Source organism: Novosphingobium sp. KACC 22771, assembly GCF_028736195.1.
In the GTDB taxonomy this organism is placed as follows: Bacteria; Pseudomonadota; Alphaproteobacteria; order Sphingomonadales; family Sphingomonadaceae; genus Novosphingobium.
Genome location: NZ_CP117882.1, coordinates 652,700 through 673,813, shown reverse-complemented (window position 1 = coordinate 673,813; position 21,114 = coordinate 652,700). Strand labels below are relative to the sequence as shown.

At 59.7% G+C, this 21,114-nt stretch carries 14 protein-coding genes; 7 read left to right on the top strand and 7 right to left on the bottom strand.

Annotation, left to right across the window (positions count from 1 at the left end; translation table 11 throughout):
* Positions 1-264: 264 nt before the first annotated feature.
* A complete protein-coding gene (locus tag PQ467_RS19820; protein ID WP_274176205.1) occupies positions 265-1,323 on the bottom strand; it encodes a MucR family transcriptional regulator in 1,059 nt (352 codons plus the stop codon).
* A 1,663-nt stretch (positions 1,324-2,986) separates the two neighbouring features.
* Between PQ467_RS19820 and PQ467_RS19815 the strand changes: the two genes are divergently transcribed.
* Entirely contained in the window at positions 2,987-3,898 is a 912-nt protein-coding gene (locus PQ467_RS19815; protein ID WP_274176204.1) for a hypothetical protein, read from the top strand.
* Between the two features lie 356 nt (positions 3,899-4,254).
* Here PQ467_RS19815 and PQ467_RS19810 read toward each other — a convergent pair whose 3' ends face one another.
* Entirely contained in the window at positions 4,255-5,007 is a 753-nt protein-coding gene (locus PQ467_RS19810) for a TIGR02391 family protein (protein WP_274176203.1), read from the bottom strand.
* A 410-nt stretch (positions 5,008-5,417) separates the two neighbouring features.
* On the opposite strand from PQ467_RS19810, the gene PQ467_RS19805 reads away from it, so the two are divergent.
* The gene (locus PQ467_RS19805) at positions 5,418-6,959 is read left to right on the top strand and encodes a hypothetical protein (protein ID WP_274176202.1); all 1,542 of its coding nucleotides are present in this window, start codon (positions 5,418-5,420) and stop codon (positions 6,957-6,959) included.
* 735 nt (positions 6,960-7,694) lie between these two features.
* Complete coding sequence (locus PQ467_RS19800; RefSeq protein WP_274176201.1) at positions 7,695-9,452, top strand: hypothetical protein; 1,758 nt, start codon at positions 7,695-7,697, stop codon at positions 9,450-9,452.
* Between the two features lie 174 nt (positions 9,453-9,626).
* Here the strand turns inward: PQ467_RS19800 and PQ467_RS19795 are convergent, their stop codons facing one another.
* Positions 9,627-10,001, bottom strand: a complete 375-nt coding sequence (locus PQ467_RS19795; protein ID WP_274176200.1) for a winged helix-turn-helix transcriptional regulator — start codon at positions 9,999-10,001, stop codon at positions 9,627-9,629.
* Positions 10,002-10,098: 97 nt separating this feature from the next.
* Between PQ467_RS19795 and PQ467_RS19790 the strand changes: the two genes are divergently transcribed.
* Entirely contained in the window at positions 10,099-11,118 is a 1,020-nt protein-coding gene (locus tag PQ467_RS19790) for a zinc-binding alcohol dehydrogenase family protein (RefSeq protein WP_274177249.1), read from the top strand.
* Positions 11,119-11,138: 20 nt separating this feature from the next.
* Positions 11,139-11,435, top strand: a complete 297-nt coding sequence (locus tag PQ467_RS19785) for a putative quinol monooxygenase (RefSeq protein WP_274177248.1) — start codon at positions 11,139-11,141, stop codon at positions 11,433-11,435.
* A 184-nt stretch (positions 11,436-11,619) separates the two neighbouring features.
* Here PQ467_RS19785 and PQ467_RS19780 read toward each other — a convergent pair whose 3' ends face one another.
* Positions 11,620-13,278 carry a hypothetical protein gene (locus PQ467_RS19780; protein ID WP_274177247.1) on the bottom strand — a complete coding sequence of 553 codons (1,659 nt, stop codon included), beginning with the start codon at positions 13,276-13,278 and terminating at the stop codon, positions 11,620-11,622.
* 269 nt (positions 13,279-13,547) lie between these two features.
* Here PQ467_RS19780 and PQ467_RS19775 point away from each other — a divergent pair, with 269 nt between their 5' ends.
* Positions 13,548-15,392, top strand: a complete 1,845-nt coding sequence (locus tag PQ467_RS19775; protein WP_337995129.1) for an ATP-dependent nuclease — start codon at positions 13,548-13,550, stop codon at positions 15,390-15,392.
* 56 nt (positions 15,393-15,448) lie between these two features.
* Entirely contained in the window at positions 15,449-17,128 is a 1,680-nt protein-coding gene (locus PQ467_RS19770) for a UvrD-helicase domain-containing protein (protein WP_274177246.1), read from the top strand.
* Here the strand turns inward: PQ467_RS19770 and PQ467_RS19765 are convergent.
* The 3 genes from PQ467_RS19765 to PQ467_RS19755 form a co-directional block, all read right to left on the bottom strand.
* Positions 17,125-18,399 (bottom strand): hypothetical protein, encoded by a 1,275-nt coding sequence (locus PQ467_RS19765; protein WP_274177245.1) that lies wholly within the window; start codon positions 18,397-18,399, stop codon positions 17,125-17,127. The two genes, PQ467_RS19770 and PQ467_RS19765, sit on opposite strands and share 4 nt — an antisense overlap.
* Positions 18,400-18,997: 598 nt before the next feature.
* Complete coding sequence (locus PQ467_RS19760; protein WP_274175926.1) at positions 18,998-20,191, bottom strand: IS91 family transposase; 1,194 nt, start codon at positions 20,189-20,191, stop codon at positions 18,998-19,000.
* 4 nt (positions 20,192-20,195) lie between these two features.
* Entirely contained in the window at positions 20,196-21,104 is a 909-nt protein-coding gene (locus PQ467_RS19755) for a site-specific integrase (RefSeq protein WP_274175925.1), read from the bottom strand.
* Positions 21,105-21,114 lie beyond the last annotated feature (10 nt).

Below are 21,114 nucleotides of genomic sequence, written 5' to 3'. Positions count from 1 at the left end.
GTTGCCTGAGCGCGCAAAATATTGGTCTAATGATGTGTGCCTCGAGAGGCGATATTCAGAGCCTTGAACCAGTCCTTGATAACCGACCTTTGCTCATTCGGTTACCCCCCAGCAAAGCCAGCGCAGTTCAAAGCGTCGAGTTGCATCCTTCAGGAGCACACAGTCGAGCATCCATCGTGGGTTTCGTCTTTTCAAGACCTCCAAACGAAGCGGCGCCTGTCCCCCAAGGGGCAGGCGCCGCCAAATATCTATCCATGCCGCGCGTTACACTTCCTTAGCGGCAGGAGCCTCGGTTTTCGTAGCCGATTTTTTTACTTTACCACGGTTGGCGGGGGCAGGAACTGCCTCGAGCATAACTTCCTGTTTCGGATCTGCCACCTTGGCCTTGACCGTTTTCCCGGCGGTACCCTTCGCTTTGGCTGGCCTAACGGCTTTGTTGCCGGTGGTCCCAACTTCGGTCAACGAGGTGGCTTTTGCCTTTGCCGCGCCGCCCTTGCGCGCGCTCGGGCCACCCGGGACCGGATCAGCAACAGGCGCATCGGGAGTGTCTGTGCCGCTCGTTAGGACCTCAGGCTCACGCGCCATGCGCTGCCTTCTGGGCGCCACCGGCTTTACCGGCTCGGCAGGCACAGGCGCATCGACGGGCGGTGCGTCCTCTTGCTTGACCTTTCGAGTGGCGCGCGCGGGTTTGCCCTTTGCGTCGGCGGCAGGCTTCACCTCGGCAAGCGGCGGCGAGGCCTTAGTCGAGGCAACAGAGGTCTTGTCGGTTCTGGCCTTTGGTTTGCGGGCAACGCCCTTTGCCACCACAACCGCCGCGACATCTTCTTCCGTCGCTGGAAGCGCTGCTTCTTGCGTCTCTGCAGGAGCGACGACTGTTCCGTCGGTATTATCGAGGCGAGCGGCACTCTTGCGGCCAAGCCCAATCTTTTCGGCGATCTCGCGGCGCATCGCGGCAAAATTCGCCGCGACCATCGGGTAATCGGACTTCAATCCATAACGCGCACGATATGCGTCTGGCGTCAGCCCGTTGGCCGCAAGATGCCGTTTCAATGTCTTGTATTTACGCCCGTCGATCAGACTGACAAGATAATCGGGCTTGATCGAGGAGCGCGCCGGTACCGCCGGTTCATAAGCAACGACTTCAGGCTCAGGCTCAGCTGCGGGCGCTTCGTCCAGCCCGACAATCGCCAGATGCATGGACTTGAGGAAGGCCGGAACGTCCTCGGCAGCAGGATCTACATTGGGATTCTGGAGCCAGGCGATGGTAATGTCGCCTGCCAGTTCGATGAAATTGGGCGGACCCTCGGAATTGTTCTCGGCCATGATCGTCCTCATGCAGATGAGGGGCACGAGGGTTAGACCGCTTGCGGGATCAGGTCAAATATTTGTCACACAAAAGGCCGCCCTCTCCCTTTGGAGATCAGGCAGCGTAATATTAATCGAACATAGAAATATTACGATCATCTTTGCCCGAGCTGTGGTTCGTGGACAACGGCACAATGCGTCATTTCTAATGCGCACGACAAGGTACTGCAGTGCTGTCGATGATATGTGGCTAGTTTCCGCCATGTTCTCGGCTGTGCCCTGCATATGGCCAGCCTCGGCTGGCGTTGGAATACGCGGGGATCGCCCCCAGCTCCACTACGACCTCGGGCCAGGGCCGCCAACGCCGCCATTCCTGACGCTCAGCACCCCTGATCGAAGCCTCCAAATCAGCTGTAGGTTCACTCTGGCCTTGGGATGGCGGAATGACGGGGCGTGGGACTTTGCAGTCATTCCGGACACCCTTGCTGAACGGCAGCATCCGCCCGAACCGGTCGTTCCCGAGCCGACCTTGTTAGCGTTCACCTATGGCTAATTTGTTGTAGGGGCCGGTAAGACCGGTCCTAATGCCCAGATCAAGGATAGCCGACGGTCGTTTATGTCCCATCGAGGCGCAAAGGCACAGTCTCATTTGGGTATGCCTGTAGCGGACCGCCTCGAAGTGTGGGCCTCCGGTGAACCCGGCGCGGTTCAATCCAGCCTAAGGCGATGGTCACCATTTTGAGATCCGACGATTTTGATTCTTAGCTGCGCGGCAGACATGAGCAAATTATCGCGATACAGCGACCAAATCAGGCTTCAAAAATGTCTGCTCGTGGGCCAACATTCTCCACGCGAGGCCAATGAAGATAGGTAGCAGGCTTAGCTTGGAGACTGATCAGCATCTCTGGCGCGGGTAAGTGCTTCTACAGCGTTCAATAGTGCTGCACCTGCGCGCGTCTGTGTGCCGCTCGGTTTGATATCGATGGGTACGGCCTTCACAGCGATCATCATTCTCGAGGCGATGCCTTGCTTATGGTGATTGACATCGGTTTCTATTGCTTTGCCAAGGTATCTGTCACCCCCCCTCTTGAGAGTAAAACTCCCAAATAGCATAGGCTTTTTTGTCGCTTTCTCCGACCGCGGCGAAGGTATTTAGATGCGTATAATTATTTCTCAAAGCTTCGACGTCATTATCGTCCATTTTCACTTCAAGGGCGCTTTTTAGTATATATAAAACATTGAATTTTTTTCGTTTGCCACAAAGTCAGTGATGAGTAAATTGTTACCGCTCTCCATGCTTTGAAGCGTGATGTCCACCAATCTGCAGATTTCCGCATCGTTATGCATGTCTCGCGCAGGGCGATCGGCGGAATTTTCTTGGTACATTGTCGTCACTAACCTCATGTTCGCAGTTCTGATAGCCACCGCCGCACCGATTGCAAGGTCGCGAACATTGCTCCCTGCATTGCATAGGCGTGTCCGATTTTTACGACTAGGATGACGCCGCGCCTTGCGCCGATCCGCTTTATGTCTCTGGCGCGGGCGGATCGCATGAGATAGGCTTAGTCTCATGACGACGACCCCTGTCCGTGCCACGGGCGCCCTGACGTTGAATGCACTTGGTGTGAACCTTGGCGCCCCGATGCAGGCCCACTGTCGGCAATTCTCCGTGGGCGCGTAGATGCCAAACTTTTTCTTTCCGTGCATCGGTCTTGCTTCTCAGGCAGGCTCAAACCTTGCCGAGGGACTTGGTGCTGCACTCTGGCCTCGCGAATGGGCGACATCCACTTTCGATTTTGCATCGTTAGGGGCCTCCCATAAGATCCATTTTTCGTGGCATCTGCTCGAGGTATTTCTCCATTCGTGCCATCTTGAGATTGAGATCCGCGACGTCCCTGATGTCGAAACCGCCCAAGAGCGGGTGCGCATCCTCCAGTCGATGCTCTATCTGCAATGGGTGAGCCCATTCATGATCCCGTTCGCGATGACCCATGGCTTGCGCGACTATAGTGGTCTCAACTTTCGGGACCGTCCCAGTCTGGTTGGCGATCTCCCGGCAGGCCTGCAAAGCGGCTTTACGTCAAAGGATGGAACCATCCAGGGCTGGCTCCATGAGCCAAGTCTTGAATGCATTTCGGTCCCCGACAAACGAGTTTTGTCCTCTGAGGCCTTTCTGTTGGCGACTGAGGCGACCACGCGCTGGCAAACCCTCGAGCAACGCCATCCAGCGCTGTCGGTCGCGCGCCGAGCTCTTCAGACTTCGCCGATGATTCCCGACCTTTCATCTTCTCTGCTTCATGTGTGGCAGGGGATCGAGGCGCTCTTCCCGACTGTATCGACCGAGGTGTCCTTCCGATTGGCATTGCTGGTCAGCCAGCTCTGCGTCCCTGTGCGCTCCGAGCGTATAAAAACATATGCCGAGGCTAAGGCCAGTTACAATCAGAGATCGCGCGCTGCTCATGGCAACGGCGGCAAGCTGACTTACCAGCATTGGCTCAATGCGTGGGATATCCTAGTTCTATGTCTCTCCGCCTGTCTCGAGCGCGAGGGCCTGCCAACTGAAGAAGCTCTTACCCTTGAATTGCTCGGATGAACGCAAGTTACAAGAAAAACGAATGTAGTCGGGTCCTTTAGGGGCCGCTGAGCGGCGCCGATTCAGCGAGCCCTGACTGGAAAGCTCGCATGGTGGAGAACGGCAGGTGTCGGTGTGAACCGACATTCACCGCACGGCACTTGAACGACGTGTTCTGGTCGGCTGCTGCCCGTTGAAATGTCGCCCGGCACATCGCGGGAACGCCGCCAAGGGCGACATTCTAAGGGCAGAATCTACTCGCCGAAACCTGTCTTAGTGGAAGCCGATTCAGTGTACTGGTGACACCCGACGAGGCACACCGAGGCGCTAGCACCATCTGGCCGAGCGATTTTTGACGATTGAACTAAGCCCTATATTCAAATGCGCCCAGCACGAGCATCGACAATACGCAAGAGATGAGATGCCAGCAGAACCATTTCTTGTGCCTCGGCGGTGTCCGTGATTTCGACAGTTCGATGCGAGTGCGGATTTTTGTAGGAGCCAATTGCTCCAGTAAAAAGAGCCTGAAGTGCCTCGCGCTCAGCCTCCGGATCCGCCTCCCGGCGTAAAGGACCGTTGTCCTTGTTGAACGCTCGTCGCATCATTGGCACTCCATGGGCATCTGCGGGGAAACCTGCAGCCACCCGCACAGCTTCTTCGACCGCCCGAAATGCAATGAAAACAGCAACGGCATTCTCCCCCTGCGCTAGTTGGATCCAAACCTTATCGGCGATCGCTGGGTGCAGAAGATGACGCGGAAACTGAACAGCCGCCAAGAAGCTCGGCAGCTGAGTTTCATCATCAGCAAGCTCTCTTCCCCGCCTCGTCAGGCGATGGTACGTGGCGTTTGGCTGAGCCGCTGGCATGATCAAGCCATTGTTCTGCAACCACAGCCACGCTTCCGCCACAGCCAATTCGATTTCGGCCTCCTGGTGACGGGGATATGTCGGCCCCCTCATGTGGCTGTACCCATCACCAAACAACCTATCCGGCCCCGCAATACTACCTAACGAGATCAGCCCATTCTGCTGGCTACTCGCCGCCAACTTTAGGAGTTGCATCCCGATTTCCTCCGGCGGCATAACCAGAAGCAAATCTGCAGCAGGGATAAGTGAGGCGAGCGTTTTCATTCGAACCAACAATCCCCATCCAGCTTAGCACTACTACGGATCATCTAGATTGCACATCCGATACGGGCAATCCCGATCCCGCCACCATTGCTGACGTTCAGAGGGCTTGGCGGCGGCGTCGGAACCGGTCTTTGCTTCACCTTCATGGCGGCGTGTTGGAATGCCATGGACTGGGATGAAGCCGTAGTTCTTAATAATAACGGCGAATTATAGGGTAATGATGTAATGCCATTTCAATGCCTTATGGACGCTCGGTCCCGAGATCGGACCTCAATAGCTGCCGTTGGTTCATCTGCATTAGGCGCGATCAGCCTGGGCATCCACGTTGAAGATCGTGCCAGCCACGAGGCGGTTCAGTTTTCGTTGAACTTCGGCAGGCTACCTGTCGTTGAAGCGGGAGGGCCTGGCCGATGACGAGATGGAACACCGGCGATCGTCTCGTCGGCAGCGACGCGCGCGCGTTGCTTCGGGAACAGATCGAGGAGCACAGCGCCGGCTTGCACGCTGCGTTGGCGAAATTCGATCCGCAGTCGGCCTTCTCGAGCTGGTTCGAGACGATCCGCGCGGTTGAGGAGTTCATCAACCTGCCATGCTTCGGCCTGAAGGAGCCCTGGCTATGGGAAGCGCTGCTGGACCTGCCGCTGGACGTGACCCAGGCCCCGCGCCGGTTCCGGGTCGTCCATCACCACATTGTTTATCAGTTCGGCGCAGCCTTCGCTCAGCGTTTCACAACGCTGATGGTGCAGGCGATGGCGGTCGGCGTCTCCTTCGCAATGCACCGGATCGATGCGACCCGGGGGGCGTTCGACACGGTCAACTCGGCGATTGACTATTTCCAGTCCCGACGCCGGCATCTGGTGTCGCTGCTCTACACCTTGCCTGATGCGGCGAAGGGGCGGGAGCCGGTTCCTGTCATCGACACCCTCAACCAGTTCCTGCCGCTGGTGGAGCTCAATGGGGTCACCCTGACCGGGCTGTATCAGAAGGCAATGCTGGCTGAGGTCTTCCCGGATTTCGCCCTGCACGTCATGGGTGACGGCTTCTATGGCTCCCACGACTATGCCGTGCTCGACGGGCTGCACCTCGAGCCCGAGCGGACGACGATCGTCGAAATGCAGGCGCTCGATCCGAATATCCTGGAAGGGGCAGGCCTCGAGCCGGTATCGCCATCGCGCCTTTTCTCGGCTGCGGAGCTTCGCAACGACATCCGCTTGATGGAGGCGGCCTATGCCGAGTTCGACTTGGCCGGGTCCGATTTCAGGTTCGCGGCCGCCTTCGTCCGCCACATCGCCGATCTCGCCGAGGACGATTATTGGGTCCGCCTCTCACGCCGGAAGTTCGACCGTGTGGCAGATGCGCTCCGTCTGCCGCAGCCGCTTCGCCAGGCGCTGGTCCATCGGCCTGGCACCTATACCGAGAACACCAACAGCTATGCGCCGCTTGTAGAGCTGGACGGCCAGTTGACCGGCTCGGTCGCGTTGCTCAGCCGGTTCCTCTATAATTGGCGCAACGTCTGCCTCTACAAAATCAGGCGGTATCAGATCCGGTCGGGCTACATCTTCGAGCAGGCTGTCTCTGCAGAGTTGGAGGAGCAGGGTTTCACGCTCACCGGCATCAAGCGCATCAACCACAAGGAGTTCGATGTCGTCACCACGCGCGGAGGCATCATCTTCAACGTCCAGTGCAAGAACAACCTGGTCGACATCACCAAGATCGAGGCCAATGTCCGGCTCTTCGCCCGATATAATCGCGCGCGATCGGCAAGCTACGAGCGCGCGCTACGAAAAGAGAAAAACCGCGAGGATCTGCTGAGAGGCGAGCTGGGTCTCGATCAGGTCGAACATCTGGTGCTGAGCCGCTTCCCGGTCGCCTCGGACAATCCGCGGATCATTCCTTACAGTCGGATCGGCGACGTCGGCAGGATCGCGTCGGCAATCACAAAATCTTGTTAGACATACGAAACGAAGCCTGCGCCTCATAGACAGAAGGGGCTTTTGGATGCCCATTCACATCTTGCGGCGGTAATCATGACCAATTCCTCGAGTTCGGACGAGGTCCTCGATTCCATAGGATATTTTTGGCCTGCTGGGGCCAAGGTACTTGAAGGGAATAGCTGGCCTACCGGCACACTGTCGGGGCGGCTTCGCATCCAGGCCGATGGTAATTCCGAGCTTGTTGTCGATGGAATCCTGCAAACTCCAGACTTCTCTCGCCGGCTGATTGAACGCGGAAACCAACACGGGCCGATCGCTGGGATACTCGCGGATGGTGGCAGAAAGGTGCTGCTGAGTGTGGTTGCCGGAGCCGGTGGGCAGGCCGGTGGCGGACCTTCAATGGAGCGGTTTCTCGCGCGGCGCTGCTTGGTCGCATCCGCGCGGGAGGTGGATGTCGAGAGCGATGAATTTCAATCGTTGGTACTTCCCCTCGACGGGTTCGAGGATTGGGTCGGAGCGGGCCGTTTCCTCGCCCATCACCCTCGACCATTACCAAGAGCCTGTCGCCACATTTCGGGCAGCATGAGATCTGTCCCTTCGCCGAGATCGTTGGTCATCGCGAAGATGCGGAGTTGCTTGCCTTTCGGCAAACCGAAACGGCTGCTTGCTTGGCACCTATGTCTTTGCTTAATAAGCAAAGACATAGGTGCTGACCCGCCCCCCTGAGTTGAAACCTTTGCACGAGGAATTCCGATGGACCAGACATGGTGGCCTGATCTTCTGAGGCATATTGCTCACGAAGACCCATGGTCGGAGCCGATGGTGACGGTTGCGGAGGTCCGTGGTTTCGATCCGTCGGAGAAGGGCCAAAGAGTCGCTTGGACGGCGCTTGTCCCTCCTGAAGGTCTGGAGCGTCTTAAGGGAAAGCTCGCCTTGCTCAACCACGAGATCGAGGCGAGCGGCCCTCATCCCAACGCCGGCGGCGCGGGCCCCTACCGGCCAAGATTCTGGATTGAAGCCAACCTTGAGGATGAACGGATAAAATTCGATCCGCTGGTGCTGGGCTGGCAAGCCCACAACCGCACAGCGATGGTGCTCGACCCCGGCTTCACCATGACCTATGGCTTGATGCCGAGAGCCCTCGGAGATGGCAGCCTGCACTGGGATGATCCGGCCGCCCCCGAATATGACGTGGCGGTGATCGATCCACCCTCGCACTATCAATTCCCTCATTGCCCGACAGCACGGACACGCGTGTCGCGGGACCACCTGCAGGACTTTTTGAGCCTGACCAATCGCGTGCTGGTGCAGGTCTTCTGGGAAATTCGCCACGGGCCGGAAGACAAGGCGAGCGCAGACTTCCTAGGTGATGAGGACCACCGAGACGTCGAGTTCGACGATCGGACCCTGGACGTGAGACGCAACCATGGTGGAGGATACACCGCCCAGATATGGGGCGCCCGCGTGCTGGCCCGACCTGCCGATCTGCCAATCACGAACGACACGCTTGATACCGTCGGGCTGACCTGGCCGGGGATTGCCACACCTCTCAGCCGACAGACAGCGAGACGCCTGCACTTTCGCGAGGATATACTCTATATCCGCGACGAGGTCCTTGCTGCCTATGAAGGGAAGCTGGATTTCGAGATTTCACCCGAAAGCGGCAGCGTCTCGTGCGGCAATCAATGGAGTGTCGGCTACATCCGTCGCGTTGGGCGCGATCTGCTGCAACTCGAGGCACGCAAGCTCTATGAGGGAACGCCCACCCGGGTCATCACGCATTGGCATGGTTTCGCGGTTACGCCGCCCCCCAAGACAAGCCTCCACGCGTTGCACCAGGCGCCCAATGTTGCGACGCGCGCCAAGGACCTCACAGACGGGCTGATCATGCTCGGCCGGTTGCTGATGCAGTTTGCTAACGCACTGGGCATCAACGATGTCGCCGTCGCCGACATCGTCGGCATGGACCCGGCCAAGCGCGACTGGAATGGATGGTGGAATCTGCCCTTCGTGGAACGCATCACCCGCCATATCCCACTGGGCATGTCCGAGAGCGAATTCCTCGGACGCTGCCTTGATCTCGACAAGGTCGCCATCGAGGCCTTGGGTGAACGGGTCTTGCGACGCATGGTCAAGGCTATGGGTGCCCAGAGTGAGACCGAGAAGTTTCGCGGCCTCAAACTTCTCGATCGACTCGTTTGCCTTGCCGCGATCGCTGATGAGACAGGGTTGCCGCTCGCTACCGCCAGGGACGAAATCCTCGAACGTTTTCGGGAGCCGGGGACCGTGCCCTCGCAGCCACTCAAGCGCCTTTTCGCCCTTTCCGACCTGCGGCAGGAAGAAGGCCACCGCAAGGACGGTAAAAACATTCGCAGCGCGCTCGAGCGCTGCGGACTGGATCCGGCGGCCACCGCATCCGGCTGGGGAACCACGCTCGACGGCATTTATGATGGCGCGATCGGTGATATCCGACATGCAAATGCGATCATTGAACGCGCGCTTCGACATTGATCTCGTGCAGGCTCGGTGTGCCGGCGCGCAGGCCTAAAAGCGCACCCGGCGCAGCTTCCAACGAACAAGATCGCCCCAAAAGCGGTCGTTCATGGGCCGGAAGGCGATCGTTCGAACCTGCCTTCCATTCATCCTTCGGCTTACGCGCGAGGGCTGCGGGACCTGACACCGACCTCAGCCACTCTGGACCACAACCGGGTCGCGCCTGCGGCCAAACAGATCCATATTGGCATCGCCCCAGGCCTTCAGCGCTGCAATGATGGGGGTGAGCGATTGACCTCGTGCCGACAACCGGTATTCGACACGAGGAGGCACCTGCGCAAACACCTCGCGCTCGATCAGGCCATCCATTTCCAGTTCACGCAACTGGTTGGTCAGCATACGGGGGGTGACATCGCCAACCCGGCGGCGCAACTCATTGAAGCGGATCGGGCCATCTTCAAGATGATAAAGCGCCACGGCTTTCCACTTGCCGTCGATCAGGCTGACGGCGGCCTCCACAGCACAGCCGGGCGTGCAATCGAGCCGGGAATGACGGGCTTTAGCCATCTACAGTATCCTTTTTGGCACTATAAGCAATTTTTGTGCGTATGACATGAAATGCCGCCTTGCCTATTTAGGGGACACCATCAGGAAAGGAAGTCCCATGCATGCCATCGGTTATCGCACACCCGGTTCCATCGACCGTGATGATGCCTTGATAGACATCGACCTGCCTCGCCCTATCCCCACCGGACATGACATTCTCGTCGCGGTTCAGGCCGTTTCGGTGAACCCTGTCGACACCAAGGTGCGCAAGGGCGCCCCGCCGCTGGCTGGTGCTGACCATCGCGTATTGGGTTGGGATGCCGCAGGCGTGGTGGAAGCGGTCGGGCCCGCTGTGACCCGTTTCAAGGCAGGCGATGCGGTTTATTATGCCGGCGATCTGGCGCGCGATGGCAGCAATGCGCAATATCATCTCGTCGATGAACGGATCGTGGGGCAAAAGCCACAGAGCCTCGACTGGGCGCAGGCCGCCGCGCTGCCGCTGACCAGCATCACCGCGTGGGAAGCGCTGTTTGATCGGTTGCGCGTGGCCGAACCGGTGCCGGGGGCGGCCAAGGCGATCCTGATTATCGGCGGGGCAGGCGGCGTTGGCTCCATCGCCATTCAGCTTGCACGCGCGCTGACCGATCTCACGATCATCGCGACCGCTTCTCGCGCCGAGACGCAGGACTGGGTGCGAGACCTGGGCGCCCATCATACCATCGATCACACACAGCCGCTGGCCCCGCAAGTCGCCGCTCTGGGCCTTGGCGCGCCCGCCGTGGTGTTTTCAACGACCCACACCGACCGGCACCTGGCCGACATTGCCGAACTGATCGCGCCGCAGGGCCGCTTTGCGTTGATCGACGACCCGGCCAGTCTCGACGTGGTTGGCTTCAAGCGCAAGTCGGTGTCGGTGCATTGGGAACTGATGTTTACCCGCTCGCTTTACCACACGGCCGACATTGCCGAGCAGGGCAAGCTGCTCGACGCGGTTGCCGGGCTGGTGGACAAGGGCAAGATCCGCACCACTCTGACGCAGGCCCTGACCCCTATCAACGCCGCCAATCTGATCGCGGCGCACAGGCAGATCGAAAGCAACACCACGCGCGGCAAGATCGTGCTGCAAGGGTGGGGTTGAGGCACAAGGAGCCCAAGCGCATGACTGACATCACCATTCACCTTATCGCCCGCCTCGTACCGCAAGCCGGAAAGGAGGTCGCTTTGGCAGAGACCATACTGGCTCTGGTCCCGCAGGTGCTGTCCGAGGCGGGGTGTCTTGCCTATGCCGCGCATGAAAGTCTTGATGCGCCGGGCGTGATCGTCATAGTCGAGGCTTGGGCCGACCAGGCCGCGCTGGACACCCATGCCGCGCTGTTGACGTCGAGCGGCGCTGCGGCGCGGATCAGTGCCCTGCTGGCGCAGCCGCTGTCGCTCGAACGATTGCGCGCACTCTGAAGCCAATTGGGCTCCGATGGCCAGCTGCCGCACAACCTGCGGTGGCTCCACGCAACCTGCAGTGGCTGGCCAAGTGCAATCGACTCATCAGCTGGTCTATCTGTACCAGCGCCTTTGGAATAGCTTTCGCCTTCAAACCCGACGTTCAGTGGCTCGGACTGGGGTGTCGGAACCTGTCTATCATTCACTTACGGTCGGAGATAGGTCGCTTGGGGTGTAGTGCCTGCGCAGGTGGCATTCCGGATGCCTTTTCCGAAGGTGATGGATGAACGGTTGCGCACTCAACTGTTGGCGCAAGCTTGGGCCACATCAAATCATGTAATGGGCCTATAGCAGCTATCACGCCGGCAATGGCTGATATCACCGCTAGGGTAATAATCCATGGTTGCAGCTTGAGATTAGCGTGCGCGCTAAGCAGGTTCGCCTGTACAGTGAGACTTTCGTTTAAAGCTTCGACATCGGCGAGAAGTTCAGCTGCCTGGTGGGTTACTCGCTCGCGAATAGTCTGAGCCAGAGGCCGCGCCTTATCATTGGCAAATATTGGCCGTAGGATGAAATCCATTTCGCAACGTGGGAGCCTCCCAGTTTTGGCCGCGCCATGCAATTCCCGAGCAATCACGGCAGCATCTATGCTTTGCGCGGTATCGGCGCGCACGCGCTCCAAGGCCCTTGAGGCATTTCGACTTCCGACGAGTGCTGCTGCACCGTCCCGTGCTTGGACGGCTCGACGGTCATAGAAATCGAGCACCCGGGGAAGTGCAATCCATGTGTAGGTACGCCGAAACATCGCATCTATGTGGGCAACTCGACCATCGTCATCATTGCCATATCCCACAGTTTCAAATTCCGCGAGACGTTCGCGGTTTATAGATAGAAGGCGCAAGCCGCCAAGCCGTGCGCTGCCAGCCCCCCGGCTTAACTTGAGAAGGCCCTGACCATCACGCATCCGGTTCTCATAAACCTCGTAAGACCGAACAAGATCGAGTGCTTCCAATAAATTAGTACGTTCCACACCGAGTGGTTCGGCGCCGTCTACAACATCAAGTACACATGATGACACAAGTTCTCCGTTGCCCGACAAAAGGCCCGGAAAATTTTCACGATGCCAAGATGTTGCCTGGCTGATCCAATGCAGACGTTTATCCTCAACAGCACGGCGTTGTTCGTCCGAGACACCGGATATAGATAGAACCCCTTTGGGCTTCTGAGTGATCTTTGACGGATGGTCCCGGTGCAATTCGATCTCGAGGCAGTCTCGTTCTGAGTCCTTCAGCAGGAAATGCATGGTGAGAATTGTAAGTGAGGGTGTTGCATTTTCGATCGTCCCGTGAGCGCCTTCAGCAAAGTCGGGCAGAGGGCAATAGTGGCCGATCCCCAAACCGGGTCTTCCTTTGGGCACGAAGTACAGTTCCATAGAATTGCCCGCGCGGCCACGGTTCTGCCGAAGCCATTGGCCGGGTCCGCGTTCCTCATACTCCATGCCAGCTGGCTTAAGTCGGTCGAGTGCGTCGCGGAGCTTGCCTATGTTATCCGGCGTATAGAACTCGACAGTCCATAGGCACCAAGTGCGGACATGCTCATTGGGACTGATACGATATCTTTCGAAGTCCTTGGCATCATGCTCGCGCTGGAATTCCAGCGACCTATAATATCCAGGCGATTTTACATGCCCATTCGTTAGTCGAGACAAGTGAGCCGCAATTTTGAACCAGATCGATTTGCGCCGACGGTACCACGGCAGGTGGATCTGAGCTTCAGTTGGAACCGGATCGTTTGCCGACACAGGTGCGGATGGGGAATGGTTGCTACTGCCCGCCGCCGTATTTTCCGATTTTATAGCCATTGTATGACTATTGACCTGTGTACAGCAGCGTCAAGCCAAATGCCCTCGAATTCCGGAACCGCTGACATAGGTGACCTTCGAAGGTCCAAATCGGCTCTTTTAAACCTGCCGCATGCCTAGGTCTCGAAGCGGAGAGAGGCGCCCTGACGCAAATTGATCGTGCCTACTTAGGCGAACAGTTTAGACGATAGGGCCTGGTCAATGCCGTTCCTTTTCCTGTGCGGGAGACGTCGAGTTCTGCTAAATTACTATTCGGCAACGAACGGGGGATGGCGAAAATGAAAGTTAGGCGGCTGACGATCTCGAACTTTCGAGGAGTCGCCCACGGCACGATCCATCTTACGGGGCACACGCTTCTTGTCGGTGGCAACAACATCGGCAAATCGACAGTATGCGAAGCCTTGGATCTCGTGCTCGGGCCCGAGCGGCTATACCGGCGGCCTGTCGTCGACGAGCACGACTTCCATTGTGGCCGGTATCTCGATGCGGAGAAGAATCCGATCGAGATTCGCATCGAGGCCATCCTCACCGATTTGGCGCCTGAGGCCGAGCTGAAGTTCCATCGGCATTTGCGCCGTTGGGACGCCTCCACAGGCGATTTTGCCGATCAGGGCGAAGCGGGCCCGCAGGATGGGGACGGCTCGCAAATGAGCTGGGCGCTGCCAGTCGTCTTCATCGGCCGCTACGACAAGGCCGAGGATGATTTCATCGGCAACACGTTCTTCGACCATCCCGTCGAGCCGCTCGATGACGACGAGGCGGCGGAACTGGCGCTGGGCGCCGGGCGGCGATTGTTCGGCCGCGACCACAAGAGGCTCTGCGGCTTTGTTTTCCTGCGCACGCTTCGCACCGGATCGCGCGCGCTCAGCCTTCAACGCGGATCGCTGCTCGACACGGTCCTCCGCCTCGGCGGAACCGGCCTTGCCGATATGTGGCAGGATACGCTCGATCGGCTGCACGGGTTGACGCCGCCGATCGGCGAGGTCCCGCAGCTCAAGAAAATTCGCGCCGATATTCGGGATCGAATGGCGCGGTTCGTCACCTTAGCCGCAGGAGACGACGCGACCGCGTTCTTCGCCTCCGATCTCACGCGGGAGAATCTACGCGAGGTGGTTCGGCTGTTCATCGCCGCCGAGCCGATCGGGCATGGCGTGCCGTTTCCGCGGCTCGGCACGGGCTCGATCAATCTGCTTGTCTTCGCGCTTCTTACGGTCATCGCTGAGCTGAAGGAGAAGCAATCGGTCATCTTCGCGATGGAGGAGCCGGAGATCGCGTTGCCGCCGCATACCCAGCGGAGGGTTGGAAAATTTGTCCTCTCCGAAATGGGCCAGGCGATCGTGACATCGCATTCGCCCTACATAATCGAGCAGTTCGAGCCGCAGGACATCGTCATTCTGTCCCGAGGCGCCGCAGGCAATCTCGAAGGGGCTCCGATCGATCTCGGTGATTTCAAGACCAAAAGCTTTAAGACAGAACGCCGCCAGTTCGCCGAGGCGATCCTCGGGCGCGGGGTTCTCGTCGTCGAGGGCGCATCTGAGGCGGCATTGTTTCCCGAGGCGTCGAGCGTGCTTGAGAAGTCTCTGGGCACCGACGCCTACATGCATCTCGACTTCGCCGGCATCAGCCTATTTAACGCCGATAGCGAGACCTCGGTCCCTAAATATGGCCCGGTGTTCAAGGCGCTGAATAAGCCTGCTTTCGCGTTCGTCGACACCCCCAACAAGGCACCTGACGCGGCAGCGGAGGCTAAGCTGGCGGACTATGTCGCACGCTGGCAATCGCCGGCAAAGGGAATCGAGACCCTGCTCGTGTCGGAGACTGTGCCCGCCGTGCACCGTCGCTTCCTCGATGCCGCGATGGCGCGCGATGACTATCCCGGGCATTGCGGCCCATATGACCCGGCGCTCGACGACGCGGCCGCGACCAAGCTTGCGACCGCGGTGCTCAAGGCCCGCAAGGGCGACGCTTATGGCTACACCGCATTGTTCATTCGGCAGTGTCAGACCGCGGACGAGCTGCCCAAGACCATCAAGACCGTGCTGTTGGCCATTGATGCGACGATGAAGCCGCCTGATCCGGATCCGGGCGACAAAGACGCCGGAGACCACCTCTGAAGCTCGATCTCGACCAGAAGCGAATAGATATCCTCGCTGCAGCCGGTCACCTTCTGGTGACGGGCGGGCCGGGCTCGGGCAAGACGACTATCGCTCTGCTCAAGGCCCAAAATCGCATTCCGAATCTGAAGCCGGGGCAGGAAATCCTGTTCCTCAGCTTCTCGCGCGCCGCGGTTCGGCAGGTGCTCACCCGGTGCAAGGCCATATTGAGCTCCGACGAGCGTCGCCTGATCGAGGTGCAGACCTACCATTCGTTCTGCCTAGAGGCGCTCCGCACGCATGGCCGCCTGCTGAACGGATTGCAGGCGCGGATCGCCTATCCCGATCAGGAACGCATCGAGCGCGCTGAGTTCGATGGCGACTGGACGGCGGAGCTTAAGCGCCGCGCCGCTGAAGAAGGAGTCTTCGCGTTCGACCAGTTCGCCGGCGCGGTGGCGACGATCGTTGAGACGTGCGCGGCGGTCCGAGACCTTCTCGGCCGCAAATACCCGATGATCATTCTCGACGAGTTTCAAGACACCGACGACGACCAGTGGCGCATTGTGGCCGCGCTTGCCAATACGACGACGGTCTTTTGCCTGGCGGACCCCGATCAAAGCATCTTCCAGTATGACCCCAAGGTGGATCCCCTACGCCTCAAGAAGGCGTCCGACTTTCTCAAGCCGACCGTCGTCGATCTCGCCGGCGACAATCACCGCAGCCCCAACGGCGGCATCCTGAAGTTCGCCGACGCGGTCCTGGGCAATGCCCCGCTGCCCTCGCCCTGCCTGGAGGTGAAGCAGGTGGGATACCCGCCGGGCCAGTTCGAGCCCACCGTCCATGCGGCGGTGATCTGGATGTACGGCCAGCTCACCAAGGCCAAGGTGGAGAATCCGACGATCGCGGTGCTTACGCGGAGCAACCAGGTGGTGGCGGAGATCTCGTCGCTGCTAGGCAAGGAGCACAGCTACAAGAAGCAAAAGCTCAAGCCGGTCCCACATGAGGTCGTATGGGATGCCGAGCTGTCCGCGGCCGCGGCCGTCGTGCTCGCAGCTATGCTCGAATGGCCGCGGCTTAGCGTGGCTGAGGCGCAGGCCCAGACGCTTCGTCTCGTAGCGGCATATTACCGGCTGAAGGCAGCGACCGACGGCACTCAGGCGGCAAAGGACCTTGCGCGAAAATACGCGGAGGCCCTGAGCGCCGTTCAGACCGCGGGGAAGATCAAGACAAAGGCGGCGCGCGAGATCGCGGACGCCGTCGCGAGCGGGATCGAGCTGGTCGGTGACCCTATCGTCGATTGGCGTACCGCGCTGCGGACCATGGCGAAGATCGCAGCGCTCACGGAGATTCAGCGACAGGTGCGCCTCGTTCGTCTGTTCCGCGCGACCGATGCGCTTGGCCAGGGACTGGCAGACTCCTGGGTCGCGAACGGCGCCTATGCGGGAGCGACGATCCTCGTCAAGAAGGTGCTCGATCAGGAGCGGCTCATCTCGACCGAGCAGGACCCGCAAGGCGTGCTCGTCATGAACATCCACAAATCGAAGGGAAAGGAGTTCGACGGGGTCGTGCTGGTCGAGGGCGCGTTCAAATCCTTCTTTTTCGACGTGCGCCAGGAGAAGCCACCTTTTCCGCAAGCGCGAAGGCTGCTGCGTGTGGCGATCACGCGCGCGAGATCGCGGGTTGCCATCGTTCGCCCAACGAAATGCGTTCCTTTGGTAGGCGGCTGCCCCCTTAGCCTGCTTAAGGTCAAATCCTAGACCGACGGATAAGGTGCGAGGCTGACGCCGAGTGCGGAAGCGACCTCCTTGATCTGGGGATGATCATACGTCGCACGGCTACGGCCATAGGTCTGTGAGTTGTCCTCACACAGCACGAGCAATTCCGTAAGCGTTGATACGGTTAGTTTCGGGAGTATGGGCTCGATGAACCGGCTAAACCGCTTGTCGGCGGCATCATAGCTCTTGCTCTTTCCATAGACCTTGACCGCGATCCGTATCGCCTCGTCGACTAGCCCCTCGGCCTCCGCGCCGTCCAGCAGGTTCTTCCAGACCGGCTCGGTCATCATGGCTAGATCCTCCGCGTCTTCGGCGAGAAGCGCCGCCAGATGAGCGGCTATGTCGGGCGTCGTGAAGCGCGCGCGTACCCGGTTGTCGATGTCGGCTATCAAGCGTCCACCGACAAGAACCTGCGCTGATGCGTCGAGCGACGCGTACAGCTCGGCATGCTCGGCTAGGAACAGGATCAACGCATCGAGCGGCTCGGAATCCGGGCCGACATTGCTGAACGCTAGTCGGTCGCCGTCGATCATCGCGCGCATCGCGGCTGAGTTGCGTGCATAAAGGATCGACAAGGTGTCGAGGTTGATCTGCCGGTTGGCCTGCGTGTGGGCATTGTTAAGCTTGAAACAGAATTTCCAAAGCGCGCGGAACAGCTCTCGCTCTGTGGCGAGCGGCATGTTGGGCAGATAGCGCGCCTCGAGATAGGCCTTCAGCTTCTCACGTGAGATCAACACCGCCTTGTTGGTGGCGATGTCGGTGACGAGCGTGTCAACGATCTTCTTCGAAAATAGCGCGGGCTTCATCAAGAGCGCTTCGAGCGCCATACGGATCTGCGCGCGGGCATCCTCCTTGGTCGGGCGGAACAGAAGATCGGTCCCCGACAGCACGGGATGCGCCGACAGATGGCGGAGTTGCTGCAGATGCCTGAGCTGCGCATGCTCGGAAATTTCCAGCATCTTGGTACGCTTCAAGACTTCTTCGAGGAGATATGCTTCCCAATCTGGGCTCGTCGGATTGGCGAGCCGCTTGGTTTCGACGTCGGTCAGTAGAGTTGCGGCCGAGGCATCGCCATAGAGATCGCGCAGCGTTTGCAGTTTGTAGACAAGGTCACACACCACCACCGTCCACAGCATGACCAGGCTGCTGCGGTAGCATTCGTTCGAAAAGGAGCGTGTCACTTCAGCAAAATAGTCGCGCGTGCGTGTGTCGATGATGCGATCGGCGGCAAGGTCGATAGAGAAACCGGTCATTATGATCCCTGATGGTCGAGCAAGATAGGAGGCGCATGATAGAGCCTGTTCGTGACAGACGTCATCAGCCTATAATTTGAAAGACTGTTTCTTCTGGCCTTACGCGAACCCTATGATCAACACGTCGCCCAGTTCAATCAGGCACTGGATGTCCGCTGCCAGAGAGACCAGTCGTTCGATAAGTCGCAAGGAGACGGCAGCAAAGTCCCAAACCCGGGCGTTCGCGCGCCAATATTTGAGCCGATGAACGAAGGGCAGATCGGCTCAATCAGCGGCCTCGAACCAGACCTTCCGGATCGTCGAAGGGTTTCGGGCGCCGTCAGGCGTACTAAACCCGGACAGGTACGACCCGCGGTGGGGCTCGCCCATCTCTATGGGTAAAAGGGCTTTGTTGTGGATTGGGATGGTTGAAGCAAGCCCGTCGGACAGCCTGTGATGGGCGGAATAGCAAAGAATTCAGGCGGCCATATCGCCGGGAGTATCGCCGATCCCGCCAGTAATGAGCCCAATTTTGACTGTGCTCGCGGCGTCGGCACGCGTATTCCCTCGGGCCGGGACGCAGCGATCGCGACCATCATGCAACGTGGGCCATGCCGGATCATGGCGCCTGTCTCCGGTTCGGGGATACTGGCGCTGGTGGTGCACGCGGTTGACACCAACGGGCGAAGGTCTCGATAATGGTCATGTGTCCGCCGCAACACGGGCATGGCGGGCGATGGTCGGGAGGTTCTTCGGGTTCGCACTCGTCGATTGGCGCGGCGACGCCCAGCAGCCTGCGGGCCAGCGCCATGGCATCCTTGTGGGTTGAGCTGGATAGCAGCCCATAATGCCGGATGCGGTGGAAGCCGCGCGGCAGGACGTGGATCAGGAAGCGGCGGATGAACTCGCCGGTCGCCAGCGTCATGACCTGCTGGCGCTCGGCACCATCGCGACGGTAGTCCTTATAGCGGAACGTCACGCCATCCTCGTCGAAGGCAATCAGCCGCCGGTTGGAGATGGCAACGCGGTGCGTGTAACGCGAGAGATAGGCCAGCACCGCCTGCGGCCCGGCGAAGGGCGGCTTGGCGTAAACCACCCAGCGCTTCTTCCGGATCGACGAGAGATGCCGCAGGAACACCTTGCGCGAGGCCAGGCCCGCCAAGGCGCCGAAGAAGCCCAGCCTGCCAGCGTTGTACAGTGCCAGCAGACGCGTGAGGAACAGTCGGCGGAACAATGCGCCCAGCACGCGCACCGGCAGCAGGAAGGCGGGGCGCGACGAGATCCACCGCGTGCCGTCCAGCGCGATGCCACCGCCGGGCACGATCATGTGCACATGCGGGTGGTGTGTGAGCGCCGATCCCCAGGTGTGCAGTACGGCAGTGATGCCGACCCGCGCGCCTAGGTGCTTGGGATCGGCAGCAATGGTCAGCACCGTGTCCGCAGCCGCGCGGAAGAGGACATCATAGACCACCGCCTTATTCTGCCACGCGATGTCCGCGATCTCGGCGGGCAGCGTGAACACGACGTGGAAGTAGCCCACAGGCAACAGATCTGCCTCACGCGCCTCCAGCCAGGTGCGCGCTGCGGCGCCCTGGCATTTGGGGCAATGCCGGTTGCGGCAGGAGTTGTAAGCGATCCGCCAATGCCCGCAGTCGTCGCAAGCCTCGACGTGACCGCCCAGCGCGGCGGTGCGGCAGTTCTCGATGGCCGTCATGACCTTGAGCTGGCCGAGGCTGAGATGCCCGGCATGGGCTGCGCGATAGGCGGGCCCCGCACTAAGGAAGATGTCGGCGACCTCGAGCGAGGCGCGCACCGGCTCAGCCGGGAGGGGCCGCCTGTGCGGTCGGGAACATGGCCAGCCTGTCGAGCGGGCTGACCACCGCCTTCACGGTGCGAATGGCAACCCGGGTGTAGAGCGTTGTGGTCTGTAACTGGGTATGCCCCAACAGTACCTGGATCACGCGGATATCAACACCATCTTCCAGCAGGTGGGTAGCAAAGCTGTGACGCAATGTATGAGGGCCGACCCGCTTGGATATCCCCGCCGCATGGGCCGCTTCGGCGGCTATGCGGTGAACCTGCCGGGTGCTGATAGGTTTGAGGTAGTGCTGGCCGGGAAAGAGCCAGCCATCAGGATGCATCACACCTTCTTTGCGCCCGATCTTCCACCATTCCCGCAGGAGAAGCAGCAGGTCCTGGGCCAGCATGGCGTTGCGATGGCGACCACCTTTGCCGCATTCGACCCGCAGCAGCATCCGCTCGCTGTCAATGTCGCGGACCCTCAGGTGGGTCACTTCGGCGGCGCGGAGGCCAGCGCCATAAGCGACCGAAAGGATCGCCTGATGTTTGATGCTGGTGGTTGCATCGAGCATCCTGCTCACTTCATCGCGGCTGAGCACGGTCGGCAAACCACGGGGATGCTTTACACGGTGAAGTCTGCGGATCACATCCGGCCGGTCAAGCGTGCGGATGAAGAAGAACCGCAGCGCCGAAACCGCCATGTTCATCGCCGGTGCGCCAAACCCCGTCTCGGTCTGCTCGATCTGGTAGCGGCGAAGGTCCTCCTCGGTGGCGGTGTCGGGTGGGCGTCCCAGCCAGATCGCAAACCGCGTGATATCCCGCAAATAACCGTGCTGCGTGGTGCGGCACAGCCGATGCAGATTCATGTCTTCGATCATACGCTCCCGCAGCGTCGTGGCAGGGGCTGGCCTTGTGGTATTGGTCATGGATCGACTC

Bases quoted from the DNA above. Each gene is read 5' to 3' on its own strand.
- PQ467_RS19765 (WP_274177245.1), bottom strand. From the start codon at position 18,399: ATGACCGGTTTCTCTATCGACCTTGCCGCCGATCGCATCATCGACACA.
- PQ467_RS19785 (WP_274177248.1), top strand. From the start codon at position 11,139: ATGACTGACATCACCATTCACCTTATCGCCCGCCTCGTACCGCAAGCC.
- PQ467_RS19795 (WP_274176200.1), bottom strand. From the start codon at position 10,001: ATGGCTAAAGCCCGTCATTCCCGGCTCGATTGCACGCCCGGCTGTGCT.
- PQ467_RS19800 (WP_274176201.1), top strand. From the start codon at position 7,695: ATGGACCAGACATGGTGGCCTGATCTTCTGAGGCATATTGCTCACGAA.
- PQ467_RS19820 (WP_274176205.1), bottom strand. From the start codon at position 1,323: ATGGCCGAGAACAATTCCGAGGGTCCGCCCAATTTCATCGAACTGGCA.
- PQ467_RS19780 (WP_274177247.1), bottom strand. From the start codon at position 13,278: ATGGCTATAAAATCGGAAAATACGGCGGCGGGCAGTAGCAACCATTCC.
- PQ467_RS19815 (WP_274176204.1), top strand. From the start codon at position 2,987: ATGCCAAACTTTTTCTTTCCGTGCATCGGTCTTGCTTCTCAGGCAGGC.
- PQ467_RS19775 (WP_337995129.1), top strand. From the start codon at position 13,548: ATGGCGAAAATGAAAGTTAGGCGGCTGACGATCTCGAACTTTCGAGGA.
- PQ467_RS19755 (WP_274175925.1), bottom strand. From the start codon at position 21,104: ATGACCAATACCACAAGGCCAGCCCCTGCCACGACGCTGCGGGAGCGT.
- PQ467_RS19810 (WP_274176203.1), bottom strand. From the start codon at position 5,007: ATGAAAACGCTCGCCTCACTTATCCCTGCTGCAGATTTGCTTCTGGTT.
- PQ467_RS19790 (WP_274177249.1), top strand. From the start codon at position 10,099: ATGCATGCCATCGGTTATCGCACACCCGGTTCCATCGACCGTGATGAT.
- PQ467_RS19805 (WP_274176202.1), top strand. From the start codon at position 5,418: ATGACGAGATGGAACACCGGCGATCGTCTCGTCGGCAGCGACGCGCGC.